Source organism: Exiguobacterium sp. s145 (assembly GCF_018618835.1).
GTDB classification, from domain to species: domain Bacteria; phylum Bacillota; class Bacilli; order Exiguobacteriales; family Exiguobacteriaceae; genus Exiguobacterium_A; species Exiguobacterium_A artemiae.
This window is the reverse complement of sequence record NZ_JACSMV010000002.1, coordinates 212711-225948: the sequence shown is the minus strand read 5'-3', so window position 1 is coordinate 225948 and position 13238 is coordinate 212711. Positions and strand designations below refer to the sequence as shown.

Annotated in this window: 14 protein-coding genes and 1 pseudogene; 12 read left to right on the top strand and 3 right to left on the bottom strand. The window is 51.6% G+C overall.

Features of this window, described 5'->3' with window-relative positions; translation table 11 throughout:
* The first annotated feature begins 125 nt into the window (after positions 1–125).
* A complete protein-coding gene (gene murQ, locus KNQ07_RS04205; protein ID WP_261966370.1) occupies positions 126–1019 on the top strand; it encodes an N-acetylmuramic acid 6-phosphate etherase in 894 nt (297 codons plus the stop codon).
* An 11-nt stretch (positions 1020–1030) separates the two neighbouring features.
* On the top strand, positions 1031–2404 hold the full coding sequence (locus tag KNQ07_RS04200; RefSeq protein ID WP_214764951.1) for a PTS transporter subunit EIIC: 1374 nt from the start codon (positions 1031–1033) through the stop codon (positions 2402–2404).
* An 89-nt stretch (positions 2405–2493) separates the two neighbouring features.
* Here the strand turns inward: KNQ07_RS04200 and KNQ07_RS04195 are convergent, their stop codons facing one another.
* Entirely contained in the window at positions 2494–2982 is a 489-nt protein-coding gene (locus KNQ07_RS04195; RefSeq protein WP_214764950.1) for a DUF4825 domain-containing protein, read from the bottom strand.
* Between the two features lie 134 nt (positions 2983–3116).
* On the opposite strand from KNQ07_RS04195, the gene KNQ07_RS04190 reads away from it, so the two are divergent.
* Positions 3117–4187, top strand: coding sequence for a DUF871 domain-containing protein (locus KNQ07_RS04190; protein ID WP_214764949.1), 1071 nt, complete (start codon positions 3117–3119; stop codon positions 4185–4187).
* A pseudogene (locus KNQ07_RS04185) lies at positions 4184–4676 on the top strand (DNA topology modulation protein). Before KNQ07_RS04190 ends, KNQ07_RS04185 begins: the two are co-directional and overlap by 4 nt.
* 62 nt (positions 4677–4738) lie before the next feature.
* Here the strand turns inward: KNQ07_RS04185 and KNQ07_RS04180 are convergent.
* Positions 4739–5611, bottom strand: a complete 873-nt coding sequence (locus KNQ07_RS04180; RefSeq protein WP_214764948.1) for an alpha/beta fold hydrolase — start codon at positions 5609–5611, stop codon at positions 4739–4741.
* Between the two features lie 114 nt (positions 5612–5725).
* Here KNQ07_RS04180 and KNQ07_RS04175 point away from each other — a divergent pair, with 114 nt between their 5' ends.
* Positions 5726–6406 carry a VOC family protein gene (locus tag KNQ07_RS04175; RefSeq protein ID WP_214764947.1) on the top strand — a complete coding sequence of 227 codons (681 nt, stop codon included), beginning with the start codon at positions 5726–5728 and terminating at the stop codon, positions 6404–6406.
* A gap of 25 nt (positions 6407–6431) precedes the next feature.
* Here the strand turns inward: KNQ07_RS04175 and KNQ07_RS04170 are convergent, their stop codons facing one another.
* Positions 6432–6914 (bottom strand): hypothetical protein, encoded by a 483-nt coding sequence (locus KNQ07_RS04170; protein WP_261966371.1) that lies wholly within the window; start codon positions 6912–6914, stop codon positions 6432–6434.
* Positions 6915–7001: 87 nt separating this feature from the next.
* Between KNQ07_RS04170 and KNQ07_RS04165 the strand changes: the two genes are divergently transcribed.
* The 7 genes from KNQ07_RS04165 (at position 7002) to KNQ07_RS04135 (ending at position 13210) form a co-directional block, all read left to right on the top strand.
* On the top strand, positions 7002–7388 hold the full coding sequence (locus KNQ07_RS04165; RefSeq protein ID WP_214764946.1) for a hypothetical protein: 387 nt from the start codon (positions 7002–7004) through the stop codon (positions 7386–7388).
* A gap of 51 nt (positions 7389–7439) precedes the next feature.
* Positions 7440–8003 (top strand): DUF1349 domain-containing protein, encoded by a 564-nt coding sequence (locus tag KNQ07_RS04160; protein ID WP_214764945.1) that lies wholly within the window; start codon positions 7440–7442, stop codon positions 8001–8003.
* Between the two features lie 182 nt (positions 8004–8185).
* The gene (gene nikA / locus KNQ07_RS04155) at positions 8186–9799 is read left to right on the top strand and encodes a nickel ABC transporter substrate-binding protein (protein ID WP_214764944.1); all 1614 of its coding nucleotides are present in this window, start codon (positions 8186–8188) and stop codon (positions 9797–9799) included.
* Positions 9800–9814: 15 nt separating this feature from the next.
* On the top strand, positions 9815–10759 hold the full coding sequence (locus KNQ07_RS04150; RefSeq protein ID WP_214764943.1) for an ABC transporter permease: 945 nt from the start codon (positions 9815–9817) through the stop codon (positions 10757–10759).
* The gene (nikC, locus tag KNQ07_RS04145; RefSeq protein WP_214764942.1) at positions 10756–11610 is read left to right on the top strand and encodes a nickel ABC transporter permease subunit NikC; all 855 of its coding nucleotides are present in this window, start codon (positions 10756–10758) and stop codon (positions 11608–11610) included. Before KNQ07_RS04150 ends, nikC begins: the two co-directional genes overlap by 4 nt.
* Positions 11611–11624: 14 nt before the next feature.
* The gene (locus KNQ07_RS04140; RefSeq protein WP_214764941.1) at positions 11625–12419 is read left to right on the top strand and encodes an ABC transporter ATP-binding protein; all 795 of its coding nucleotides are present in this window, start codon (positions 11625–11627) and stop codon (positions 12417–12419) included.
* Positions 12416–13210, top strand: a complete 795-nt coding sequence (locus KNQ07_RS04135; RefSeq protein WP_214764940.1) for an ATP-binding cassette domain-containing protein — start codon at positions 12416–12418, stop codon at positions 13208–13210. Before KNQ07_RS04140 ends, KNQ07_RS04135 begins: the two co-directional genes overlap by 4 nt.
* Positions 13211–13238: the final 28 nt, after the last annotated feature.

Genomic DNA, 13238 nt, shown 5'->3' with positions numbered 1-13238 from the left:
GAGTCCAATCGACGCGGTTGGGCTTTCCCTATTGACTTCTTTTGCAATTTTATTTCTATTTAATAAATTTATTTATGAATTAATGTTTCGTTGTGCTCAGGATAAAAAGGAGCTGTGGAGAGAGGATGAAAATCATGTTAGAGAAATTGGCGACAGAACGCCGGAATCAACGAACGATGGAGCTTGACGATATGACGGTCGAGGAGATCTTGACAGTGATGAACGAGGAGGATCAGTCGGTCGCAGGTGTGATTCGACAGGAGATTCCGATCATCAAACAAGTCGTCGCGCAAGTCATTCAATCGTTTCAAGCGGGCGGACGCCTGATTTACATCGGAGCCGGAACGAGCGGTCGCCTCGGTGTGCTCGACGCGGCAGAATGTGTGCCGACGTTTGGTGTCTCGCCAAAGATGGTCGTCGGTTTGATTGCCGGAGGCGAGCGGGCGCTCATCAAGGCCGTTGAAGGGGCGGAAGACAGCAAAACGCTTGCTGTCGAAGATTTACAGGCGCTCAAAGTAAACGCAAACGATACTGTCATCGGCATCGCAGCAAGCGGCCGGACCCCTTACGTCATCGGCGGTCTCGATTACGCCCGTGAAATCGGCGCGGCGACAGCAGCATTGTCCTGCAACAAAGAAGCCATCATCAGCCAGCACGCCGATTTCCGGATGGAAGTCGAGACCGGTCCGGAAGTCTTGACCGGTTCGACCCGGCTCAAAGCCGGAACGGCACAAAAGCTCGTCCTGAACATGATTTCGACGGCAGCGATGATCGGCGTCGGGAAAGTTTACCAAAACCTGATGGTCGATGTCCAATCGACGAATGAGAAGCTCGAAATCCGGGCCAAACGGATGATCGTGGAAGCGACAGGGGTTGATCTTGAGACAGCCGCGCGTTATTTCACATCGGCGAATGGTCACGTCAAGACGGCGATCGTCATGATTTTAGCGGATGTTTCGTATACTGAGGCGGTCGAACGATTACAGCGTGCGCACGGGTTCGTCCGCGACGCGCTCTAAGGGGGATTCAGATGAAGAAGGAAGAAGTATTGGCGGAAGGAATACTGGAACATGTCGGCGGAAAAGACAATCTCCGCCAGCTGGCCCACTGTATGACACGCGTCCGGTTGGCGCTGAAGGATCCGACGAAAGCGGACATCCAGGCACTCAAACAACTGGACGGCGTCATGGGCGTCATCGATGACGAGACCCTGCAAATCGTCGTCGGACCGGGAACGGTCAACCGGGTGGCTGATCATTTAAGCCGGAAAACGGGGCTTGCCATCGGGGAAGAGTCGGTCGATGAGAACCTGACGTTTGAGGAACGGGCCGCCATCGAACGGCAAAAAGTGAAGGACAAACAAAAATCACCGTTCAAACGCTTTTTACGGCGCTTAGGAAATATCTTCATCCCGCTCATTCCGGGACTGGTCGCGTCGGGAATCATTAACGGAGCAGCGAACTTTGCGAAAAACGCCGGAGTCGATGCGACGGAAACGTGGATGCAGATTTTATTACTGATCGGCAGCACCGTCTTTGCCTACTTAGCGATTCTCGTCGGTTGGAATACGGCGAAGGAATTCGGCGGCACGCCGGTCCTCGGGGCGATTGCCGGGGGGATTTTATTTAATCCGTTACTTGTCGATATAATTATTTACGGCGAACCGCTTGTCGTCGGTCGGGGAGGGTTGTTTGGGGTTATCTTCGCTGCCTGGTTGATGACGTATCTCGAAAAACACATCCGCCGGTTCATGCCGGTCTCAATTGATATCATCTTTACGCCACTCTTTACCGTTTTGATTGTCGGCTTTACAGCACTTTATGCCATCATGCCGGTCGCCGGTGTCCTGTCTGACGGGATCATGAAAGCAATCAACGTGATTCTCGAAGTCGGCGGACCACTCGCCGGGGCCGTCCTCGCCGGATTCTTCCTGCCGCTCGTCATGGTCGGACTGCATCACGGTTTGACACCGATTCATCTCGAACTGCTCAACACCGTCGGCAACACGGCACTCTTGCCGATCCTTGCGATGGCGGGAGCCGGACAAGTCGGTGCCGCACTGGCGATTTTCGTCAAGACACGCAATCAACGGTTGCGCAACATCATCAAGGGTGCGATTCCGGTCGGTTTCCTCGGAATCGGCGAACCGTTGTTGTACGGGGTCACGTTACCGCTCGGTCGTCCGTTCCTGACTGCTTGTATGGGAGCGGCAGTCGGCGGTGCCTTCCAGGCGACGATGAAAACGGCGGCGCTTGGGGTCGGCGTGTCCGGTCTGTCGTTGACACCGTTGATTGATAACGGGATGTACCTGACGTATATCGGCGGGCTTGTCATCTCGTACGTCTTCGGCTTCCTGTTTACCTTCTGGTTTGGATTCAAGGAAGAAATGGCAGACGGAATTTAACGTCGGCACAAGAATCGCACACAACAAAAAGATGGAATATCACGTCGCAGTGATGTTCCATCTTTTTTCGACTCAAATCATGTTCAGGATCAGTCGGCAAAAAACTGGTTGATCTTGGTTTCCGACTTCAACTGGTGTTGGAGCAGCTGTTTTACTTCCTGTTCTTGTTTGATCGTACTGAGAGGTTGACCGTACCAGTGGTCGAGTTGATCCCGTGTCACGGTATACTTGTAGTCCGGAAACGTAAAGGTGATCCGCTCGACATTATCGACGAGGACAAACAGGTAGGTGGCATTAAACAGAACCGTTTCTTTGATTTCCTGTTCGATGTTTTCTGTCTCGATGTCCTTGTAAGTCAAATGCATGCCATACGGTGTTTGTTTCGTTTGCAGGGCAATCTGCCGTAATTCCTGGTGATGGGCCAGTTCCTTGACGATATTTGTGACGGCACTGTTATTGCCGACAACGGAATGCTTATAGTGGAACAGGTCCGTCTTCGAATCGGCATGTTGGCTGTAGCCGTTCCACATCAGCACGAGACAGGCGACCGACAGGAACGGGATTAAGATGCGTTTCATTTCATTTCCCCCTTATGTAACGTGCTTTAATGGTATCATAGTTCAGGAATAGACTCCTAAAAATTTCTTATATTGGAATTTTAGTAACAATTGACGGTTTTTGAACACTACGCTGACAAGAAGGAGTGAAACAGATGAAAGGACTTGCCGTTTATTTGAGTGAACCACTGACAGATGAGGCGAAAGACAGCATCCGACAGATGCGGGCAATCGGCTTTACCTCGATCTTTACTTCATTACATATCCCGGAAGATGATCCGGCGTTATATACAGAGCGATTGAGAACTTTAGGACAATTGGCGCGAGGCCTCGAAATGGAGCTTGTCGCGGATATCGCTCCATCGTCGCTTGCTGCGCTCGGCAAGACATGGGAGGATGCCGGAACGTTAACCGGGTGGGGTGTGACCGGACTACGGATTGATTACGGAGTGACGCCGAAACAGGTCGCGAATTTGTCAAAACAGATGATGATCGCCTTGAACGCCAGTACAGTAACAGCGGAAGAACTCGACGCGATGAAAGCAGAGGGGCTGGTACTTGAGCACGTCGAAGCATGGCATAACTTTTACCCTCGACCGGAAACCGGGCTCGACCGGAACTGGTTCGACGACAAAAACCGATGGCTCCATCAACAAGGAATCCGTGTTCAGGCCTTCATCCCGGGTGACGGGCAACTGCGTGGTCCGCTTTACGAAACGTTACCGACGCTCGAGGATCACCGCGGACAATCATTGTTGGCCTGTTATCTGGAGCTTGTAGCATCCGTCGACCGGATTCTCGTTGGGGACCCGGGCTTGTCGGAAAGCTCGATGCATCAGTTTGCCGCCTATCAGGAGGGAATTATTGTTCTCCGGGCAACGGGACAAGGCGAAGATCCGATGTTAGAAACCATCCAGACAAACCGGATGGATCCGGCACGCGATGTCATCCGTTCGGTCGAGTCACGTGCCTACGGCCGACCGGGCGACGGACTTCTCGAACCTACAACTCTAGCCGATCGACCTGTTGGATCGATTACGATCGATAATCTGCGCTACGGCCGGTATGCGGGGGAACTGCAAATCACAAAACGGGATCTTACGGCCGACGAACGGGTCAATGTCATCGGACGCGTGATTGAAGTTGACCGACCGTTGCTGCAACAGATTGGTCCAGGCGGACGGTTTCGGATGGAGTGGGTTGAACCAAGGGGGGACACGGAATGAAAAAGATTATGTTGATTGGCTCTGGCGGGTCGGGCAAGTCGACGCTTGCGAGGCAACTCGGTCAACGGCTCGGCATCCGTGTCCATCATCTCGACAGTTTATTGTGGCTGGCGGACTGGCAGGCGGTACCAAGTGCGGAACAAAAACAGATTCAAACGGACTTGATCAGCCGGGACGACTGGATCATCGACGGAAATTACGGCGGAACGATGGATATTCGGTTGAATGCAGCGGATACAATCATCTTTCTTGATTTGCCGCGAACGACGTGCGTCTACCGGATTCTGAAACGGTCGATCCGGTACCGGCATAAGGCGCGACCGGATATGGCAGCCGGGTGTCCGGAAAAAATCGATGTTGCCTTTTTGAAGTGGGTGTGGTGTTATCCGGATGAACAACGGCCGGGTATTCAAGCGAGACTCGCTCAAGTCGATTATCGTACTAAAGTCACGGAAAGAAGTCCGGCGGTTCATCGAAAATATCGCCTGATCGAAGAATAGACAAAGCAAACGACTCCCGATGATGAGGGAGTCGTTTTTTTATCAATTTTCTCAGATGTTAGTGTGTTGTTTGTTGACGGCCAGGGAGTTCGTCCAGTATTCCTGAATCACCTGCAGTACAAATGCCGGGTCATCCCAGTGCGCGATGTGGGATGTCGAAGGAACGGAGATGACGGTTCCACCGGTTTTCTCCTGCCACAGGGCGATTGCTTCTTGACGGAACGGTTCATCGGAAACGGGTAACGTCGCGCGGAGCAACACGAGGTTGCCACCCGGAACGTCATCGAGGAAATCGAGAATCTCATCTTGATACATCGCCGTCAAAATGGCACGGGCCGTCTTCGCGCGGGCATGCCAGTAGTACCGGCCGTCCTGCATCCGGACAAAATCCTTACCGGCCAGATCAAGCAGTGGCGATCGGCGCATGTTGGGTCCATAGACGGCAACGTCGCGGAACTCTTCCCACGTCGCAACAGACTCTTCGAAATCGGTGTCGTAAAACGCGGATTCCTGCTCGAGCGGGGTACCGCGTAATCGTTTGCTCTGGTATCCCCCGTCAATTAAAATCGAGCCGAGGACCCGGTCCGGCTGTTCTTTCTGATAAAAGAGGGCGATGAAGCTGCCCCAGGAATGCGACAGGAAATAAAAATCCTGGATACCGATCTGGTCAAACAGCTGATTCAGCCAATCGGAAAAGCGGGCGAATTGATAGCCGCGTTCGTCCGGGAACGGCTCGGTTTTTCCGTGACCCGGCGCATCAATCGAAACGATCCGGTACGTATCTTGTAAGGCGTCCGCCAGTTCGATGAAGCTGAGGCTTGTTCCGCCGAGACCATGCAGGCAGAAAATGACCGGCCGGTCCGGTTCACTCCACTCGGTAATCTGTGTCGAAATGCCGCCGCATGCAATGATATATCGTTTCATCTGTCTGCCTCCGTTTCGAAATAGGTATGTACTTACTTTTTAACCAGTATTATACATCAATTATTGTATACTGAAACTAGCAAATGGATTGAAATGAGATGGAGGAGATAGACGATGAAAATTACAGCAGCGACACTTTGGACGAATGATGTCAAACCGATGCAGGACTTTTACACGGGGACACTCGGTTTTCCGCTCATCGAGGAGACAGCGAGCGAGTTTACGTTGCAAATCGGGACGAGTCAGCTTCGATTCGAGCTCGACACGACACAGCAACCGAAACAATATCACTTTGCCTTTAACGTGCCGGGGGATGCCTTCCAACTGGCGAAGGACTGGTTAGGAGATCGTGTCCCGTTATTGATCGAGGACGGCGAAGACGAAATCTTTTTTGAAAACATCAATGCTCATTCCGTCTATTTTTATGATACGGACGAAAATGTCGTCGAATTGATTGCTCGGCATGACGTTAATCCGAACAAAGCGCTTGAGACGTTTACGGTGAGTGATATTCTCGATATTGGTGAGATGAACGTCACGACACCGGATGTCGCCGGTGTCGGCGCATCCTTTGCGGAACTCGAAGTCTTTCACCGGTACCATCAGCCGATCAACGTCGATTTCCTGAATTTCCTCGGCGCGCCGGAAGACGGCACCCATCTGTTGCTCGGACGAGAAGACCGGACGTGGTTGTTCTCACCGAAACCGGCCATTACCAGCCCGCTTGTGCTTGAACTGGACGGGAATTTGCGCGTCCGGCTTGATGCAGACGGGATGTTGCACCACGAAAAATAAACCCGTCCTGGTGACGGGTTAAGGGTCAGGCGATGAGTTGTAAAATCCCGAACGTCGTCAAGACGACATAAGAGACCGAGACAAAAATCAAGACGGGCTGAAAGAGCGAGTCTTTGGATTGACGGGTAATCCCTTCGACGAAACAGCTGAGGAGGAAGACAAAGATCGCCAGGCCGATATACATCAGGACAATCGTCAGGATACTTTGGATGATGCCGAACGTGAAGAGGGAAAACACGGTAAAGAACAGATAACCGAATCCTGCCAGGAGGATGAGACCAAGCAGGATCCCGAGCGCCGGATGAAGCCGGTTGACACGCGCCGTCCAGTTCGGAATGCGTGGGCTGAGTAACGTCCAAGCCGTATGTAATGACAGACAAATCGAGATGAACAACATCAGGAAAAAGAGTGCCTGCAGGAGGGGCGACAGTTGATCGGTCCAGAACGGAACGATTAAAAAGACGACCGGGAAACAGAGGCTCAAAAGATGTTTTTTCAAGTGAATCACTTCTTTCGTAAGAGTAGGAACTTTTATTAACAATATCTTCCTTATCCGTACCGTATCATACGTGAAGATAAGAGGGAAGGAGCAAGGATGACACATTTTTGGAAAGTGAACGGCAAGTGGCGGATCAGGCGGATTGTCTTACTTGCTATACTGTTGGTGCTGATTTCATGTTTTTTGTATACCTACCATCAGAAAATCCTGCGGCAGTTGTACTTGGAAAACAGATTAGAACAGCAGTACGGGCTGAAAAAAGACGAGTATCAGATATTCGGTCAATTCACAAAGTTTGGTTATGGATACAGTGTATTTCTAAAAGATGAACCGCGAACATCCTATTTGTTTAGTGTCAGAGATAAAGACGGGAACTACTTTGCAGTATACTCAGGACATAATTTTTTAGATCCATCCGAAGAATTCATTGATTTCCGAGAACCAAAACATCCCGAGTTTGAACAATTCAGAGATGATCCGTAAGCGAGTGAGATGTTACAAAATACACTCAATCTTAAAACAGGAGGAATTCACATGTGGCAAGATTACGAATGGCTCAACCAGCCGGCTAAAATCGATATGCAAGAACAACTGAAGTTCACGACGGAAGGCGATACCGACTTTTGGCGGAATACCTATTATCAATTCAACCGGATGACGGGGCATGCCTTGTTAAAACCGATTCCAGCACCGGCTTTTTCCTGCCGAATCGAAGTGAAGCTGTATCCGCAAAAAACATATGATCAGGCAGGCATCCTACTTTATTTAAACGAGGACAACTGGCTAAAAGTTTCAGCGGAATTCATTCCGGACGGGAAATCGCATCTCGGAGCCGTCGTCACCTCATTCGGTTATTCCGATTGGTCATCGCGTGATATCGATAATACGGTCTTTAATCAGCCGTTGATATTTGAACTCGTCTGCAACCAACAGGACGTTGAACTTTACTTCGTCGATGGTGAGACGAAGGAGCAGTTACGAATTGCTCATCTGCATGCGCAAGGAGACTGGAAAGTCGGACCGTACGCTTGCAGTCCGAATCTTGAAGGGCAAGGGTGTGACGTCGAAGTATTGGCGTTTGATTACCGGACCAAATGAAAAGAATCCGAACCGTTTAGCACTCATTCCATTTGATGAGTGCTTTCTTTTATGAATGATCAGATTAAAACGTCTTAAAACACAGCAAAATCAACACTTTCACCGATTATCCATTGACAATTCTTAGTACCGACTCTTACAATTGAAAATGATTATCAATAAGAATGGGAGTCCTGTCCACTATGAACGTTTCACGCCGTAAGAAATACATCATTCAAGCTGTTTCCATCCTCTCGATTACGACACTGCTGTTCGGTTGTTCGAATCCGAACGAAGGTGCTGACAATAAATCAAATCAAGATACGTTAACGATGGCATGGCCGCGTGACATCGGCGAGATGAATCCGCATGTCTACAACCCGTCGCAACTGTTCGCTCAGTCGATGGTCTATGAGCCGCTTGTCCATTACGCAGAAGGCGGAAAGCTCGAGCCGTTCCTCGCGAAATCATGGGACATCTCTAAAGACGGAAAAACATATACCTTTAAATTGCGTGACGATGTCAAGTTCTCGGACGGCTCGATGTTTGATGCGACGATCGTCAAAAAGAACTTTGACGCCGTCCTCAAAAACAAAGCCTTACATAGCTGGCTTGGCTTTATCTCAAAAATCGACAAGACGGAAGCCGTCGACAAGCAGACGTTCCGGATGACGTTGTCGGAAGCCTACTACCCGACGATTCAGGAACTGGCGGTCGTCCGTCCGGTCCGTTTCCTCGGCGAAGCCGGTTTCCCGAAAAACGGCGATACGTCAAAAGGCGTCGAACAGGAAGTCGGAACCGGTCCGTGGGTGCTCGACGAGTACAAAGCGGATCAATACGCGACGTTTAAGGTCAACAAAAACTACTGGGGACCGAAGCCTAAAGTGAAGAAAATCAAGGTCGACATCATTCCCGATGCCGAAAGCCGCGTACTCGCTTTTGAAAAAGGCGACATCGATTTGATTTTCGGCGAAGGGGCAATCAGTGTCGACGCCTACAATCAAATGAAAGAAACGAAATCCTACAAGACGACGATGTCAGAACCGGTTGCGACGCGCCTTCTGATCATGAACACGAAGAAAAAACAGCTTGCGGACGAACGCGTCCGTCAGGCACTGCAATACGGCTTTGATAAGAAGACACTCGTAGAAGGCATCACGTCCGGTCTTGAGGCACCGGCTGACTTCATCCTGCCGCCGAACCTGCCGTACACATCGAACCTGAACGTCGAGAAACGGGACTTTGATGTCGCAAAAGCGAAGTCGTTGCTGGACGAAGCCGGCTGGAAACTGCCGAAGGGCAAAAAGATCCGTGAAAAAGACGGACAACCGTTACAGATTGAAATGATGTATGATGCTGCGGAACTTGTCCAAAAAGCGATGGCGGAGACGTTACAGTCAGAGTGGGCGAGTATCGGCGTCGATTTGAAAATCGTCGGTGTCGAGCTGCCGGATCAAGTCCAGCGCTTCAAAGACAATAAATTCGATATCAACATGTACAGTAACTTCGGGGCACCGTACGATCCGCATACATTCGTCAACATCATCGGGACGGACGGATTTGGGTTCAAAGAAGCGATTTCCGCTTATCCGAACAAGGATCAACTGTTACAGGAAATGAAAGATGTCCTTAAAACGACGGATGAAACGAAACGTCAGAAGATGTATGCTGACATTCTGCCGTCGCTCCAGGATCAAGGTGCACTCGTTCCAATCTCGTATTTGAAAAAGATGGCGATTTATCAAAACGGTGTCACGAACTTTAAATTTGCCGCGAACCGGGATGAAAGTCCGTTCGCCCAAATCGGCATCAAGTAACAGGAGGTGTACGGAATGGGCGTCTATATTCTGAAACGGGTCGGGTCGGTCATTCCGATCCTGCTCCTCGCTATTTTATTACTGACGGTGATGATTCATTTGTCACCGGTTGATCCGGCGGAAGCGTATCTGTCTGCCGCCCACATCCAACCGACGGAAGAGGTGCTCGCACAAAAGCGGGCAGAGTTCGGACTCGATCAGTCGTTTTTGACCCAGTACGTGACGACCGTCGTCCGGCTGGCCAGTTTTGATTTCGGAACATCGTACGTTTCCGGGAAACCGGTCCTCGACGAAGTGTTGCTCCGTTTGCCGGCGACCGTCCAGCTGGCGCTGTCGAGTCTGTTGCTCGCAATTTTCGTCAGTATCCCGCTCGGCTTTCTCGCGGGAGTTCGAAAGAATGGTTTTTTTGACCATTTGAGCCGGGGGATCGCCTTCATCGGGGCGTCGATTCCGTCATTTTGGCTCGGCTACCTGCTGATTTTCTTTTTTTCCGTCCAGCTTGATTTATTACCGGTCGGCGGGATCGGCAGTCCGAGTCACGTCATCTTGCCGGCGATTACGCTCGCGTTGCCGCTGATTGCGCTGTATACGCGGCTGTTACGGACGAGCGTCATCGAGACGATGCGCGAACCGTACGTCCTGTTTGCCCGGACACGCGGCATCCGGGAAACGATCATTTTAGGAAAACACGTCTTGCGGGTCGCGATTCCGCCGATGTTGACCGGACTCGGGATGAACCTCGGGAAGCTGTTGACGGGGACGATCATCGTCGAGACGGTATTCTCGTGGCCGGGATTCGGCCGTTATTTTATTGAAGCCATCTTTGACCGCGACATGCCGATCATTCAAGGCTACGTCTTCCTCGCGGCCTTGCTGTTTATCGGTAGCAGTCTGCTCGTTGATTTATTGCAACTGGCAATCGATCCACGGATTGCCCGGAAAGGAGGGAACAGACGATGAATGTTCCGCTTGGACGACCGAGTCTGCTTGACCGCCTGTCGAATCAACGGCTGATTTTGATCGGCTGTTCCGTATTTTTAGGGCTGTTGTTTCTCGCGGCTCTGGCTGCACCGTGGCTTGCCCCTCATGATCCGTATCTCGTCAATCTGGCGGTCAAATTGCAGGAGCCGTCCTGGACGTATCCGTTCGGAACCGATCATCTCGGACGCTGTACGTTGTCGCGTCTGTTGTACGGTGCCCGGGTGTCGCTCGGATTTGCCGTCCTGATTTTTGCCTCGTCACTGTTGATCGGTTTATTGGTCGGGACGCTGGCCGGCTACATCGGCGGCTGGGTCGACCAACTGCTGATGCGGTTTTGTGACGGCGTGATGGCATTCCCGAGTCTGATTCTTGTTCTTGGTCTCGTCGGAATTTTCGGACCGGGACTGAAACAGGTCATCGTCGCTTTGATGCTCGTCCAATGGGTTTACTACGCCCGGATGTTCCGGGGGTTGATCATGACGCTGAAGGAAAAAAACTTCATTGCCGCGGCGCGTGTCAACGGCTCCTCGCACTGGAAAATCTTCCGGACGCATCTGTTGCCGAACATTCTGCCCCCGCTGCTTGTCATCGGGACACTTGAGATGGGCTGGGCGATCATGGATATCTCGGCGATGTCGTTCCTCGGTCTCGGTGTTCAATCGCCGGGAGCCGAATGGGGAGCGATGATTCACGAAGGTAAATCATATATCCGGACGAATCCGGAACTGATGATTTATCCCGGTCTGCTGATCATGCTCGTCATTGCGAGCTTTAATCTGCTCGGGGAATCGTTATCGGAACGGTTCGGAGTGACCAAACAAACGAAATGAAAGGAGAGACTCGGATGAAACCTGTATTATCCGTCGAACACTTGACGATCGAAACGACGAACGGTCAGCCGCTCGTCCGTGATATTTCTTTTTCACTGGCAGCCGGACAAATTGTCGGTCTGGTCGGGGAGAGCGGTTGCGGTAAGACAGTGACGAGTCTGGCTCTCCTGCGTCTGCTCGACGAAAAGGTCATCCGTCAGTCTGGACGGATTGTACTGGAAGGGACGGACGTGATGACATTGTCCGACCGCGCGCTCCGGCGTGTCCGCGGCGGGCAGATTGCCTTCATCATGCAAAATCCGATGAGTGCCTTCACACCGGTCTATACGATTGGTCATCAATTGATGGAGACGATCCGGACGCACGACCGGTGCAGTAAACGTGAAGCGAAAGAGCGGGCGATTGAAGCGCTGCTTGAAGTCAATCTTGAACAGCCGGACCGGATTTTAAAAGCCTATCCGTTTGAACTGAGTGGCGGCATGCTGCAACGGGTCATGATTGCACTCGCCGCCTGTCTGCGGCCGCATGTCCTGATTGCCGACGAACCGACGACGGCGCTTGACGTCTACAATCAAAAGCTCGTCCTGTATTATCTCGAGAAAGTCCGGGCTACCTATGACACGGCGATTCTCTTAATCTCGCACGACTTAAGTGTTATCGCTGAGATGGCGGACCATGTCCTCGTCATGCGGGACGGCGAAATCGTCGAACAGGCGGATGTCTTTGACCTGTTCGACCAGCCGAGTCACCCGTATACCCGGCAACTGTTGACACAACACGGAATTCAGGCAGGAGGGATGAAGGCATGAGCCTGTTGCAGCTGGAGCACGTCTCCCACCGCTACGGCAATCAACGGTTTTTAACGCGCCAGGCGGAGCAGACGGTCTTGCAGGACGTTTCACTGACGCTTGAAGCCGGAACCTGTCTTGGTTTACTCGGTCGCAGCGGTGCCGGAAAAAGTACGCTCGGACGGATTTTACTCGGACTCGAGCGTCCGAAAGCAGGACGGGTACTGTTTAACGGACAAGACATTTACGACGCGGCGTCAAAGGATTTCCGGAAAGACATCCAGGTCGTCTTTCAGGATTCGTTTGCGGCCGTCAATCCGAAGCTGACGGCGGGACAGATCATCGCCGAACCGTTGACGAATTTCCTCGGGTTGTCACCCGATGCATTAGACGAACGGTTAGGCGGACTGATGACACAGGTCGGTTTATCAAAAACGGATTTAACGAAGTATCCGAATCAGTTCAGCGGCGGTCAGTTGCAGCGAATCTGTATCGCCCGCGCGATTGCGACGAATCCGAAGCTGATTATCCTCGATGAAGCCGTCAGCAGTCTCGACATGGTCAACAAGGCGATGATTCTCGACTTGTTACGGGAGTTAAAAGCGACGCTCGGTCTCGCCTATGTCTTCATCACACACGATGTCCAGGCGGCGCAGACGCTGAGTGACCGGTTCGTGATTCTCGATCAAGGTCAGCTGGTCGGTGAATACCCGACGCTCTGGTCGTTTTCGGAAGCGACGGACGAGCACGTTCAGGCAATCCGTCAGGCCGTTCTCGCCATCCATCCGCGGCACCGGACGATTCGAAAATAAACTCTCCTTCCATTCGGCAGGAGGTTTT

What these genes read in the sequence shown, in the direction of transcription:
- KNQ07_RS04175 (WP_214764947.1), top strand. Translation starts at nt 5,726, where the DNA reads ATGAAAATTACAGCAGCGACACTTTGGACGAATGATGTCAAACCGATG.
- KNQ07_RS04135 (WP_214764940.1), top strand. Translation starts at nt 12,416, where the DNA reads ATGAGCCTGTTGCAGCTGGAGCACGTCTCCCACCGCTACGGCAATCAA.
- KNQ07_RS04200 (WP_214764951.1), top strand. Translation starts at nt 1,031, where the DNA reads ATGAAGAAGGAAGAAGTATTGGCGGAAGGAATACTGGAACATGTCGGC.
- KNQ07_RS04150 (WP_214764943.1), top strand. Translation starts at nt 9,815, where the DNA reads ATGGGCGTCTATATTCTGAAACGGGTCGGGTCGGTCATTCCGATCCTG.
- KNQ07_RS04180 (WP_214764948.1), bottom strand. Translation starts at nt 5,611, where the DNA reads ATGAAACGATATATCATTGCATGCGGCGGCATTTCGACACAGATTACC.
- murQ (WP_261966370.1), top strand. Translation starts at nt 126, where the DNA reads ATGAAAATCATGTTAGAGAAATTGGCGACAGAACGCCGGAATCAACGA.
- KNQ07_RS04160 (WP_214764945.1), top strand. Translation starts at nt 7,440, where the DNA reads ATGTGGCAAGATTACGAATGGCTCAACCAGCCGGCTAAAATCGATATG.
- KNQ07_RS04165 (WP_214764946.1), top strand. Translation starts at nt 7,002, where the DNA reads ATGACACATTTTTGGAAAGTGAACGGCAAGTGGCGGATCAGGCGGATT.
- nikC (WP_214764942.1), top strand. Translation starts at nt 10,756, where the DNA reads ATGAATGTTCCGCTTGGACGACCGAGTCTGCTTGACCGCCTGTCGAAT.
- KNQ07_RS04140 (WP_214764941.1), top strand. Translation starts at nt 11,625, where the DNA reads ATGAAACCTGTATTATCCGTCGAACACTTGACGATCGAAACGACGAAC.
- KNQ07_RS04195 (WP_214764950.1), bottom strand. Translation starts at nt 2,982, where the DNA reads ATGAAACGCATCTTAATCCCGTTCCTGTCGGTCGCCTGTCTCGTGCTG.
- nikA (WP_214764944.1), top strand. Translation starts at nt 8,186, where the DNA reads ATGAACGTTTCACGCCGTAAGAAATACATCATTCAAGCTGTTTCCATC.
- KNQ07_RS04190 (WP_214764949.1), top strand. Translation starts at nt 3,117, where the DNA reads ATGAAAGGACTTGCCGTTTATTTGAGTGAACCACTGACAGATGAGGCG.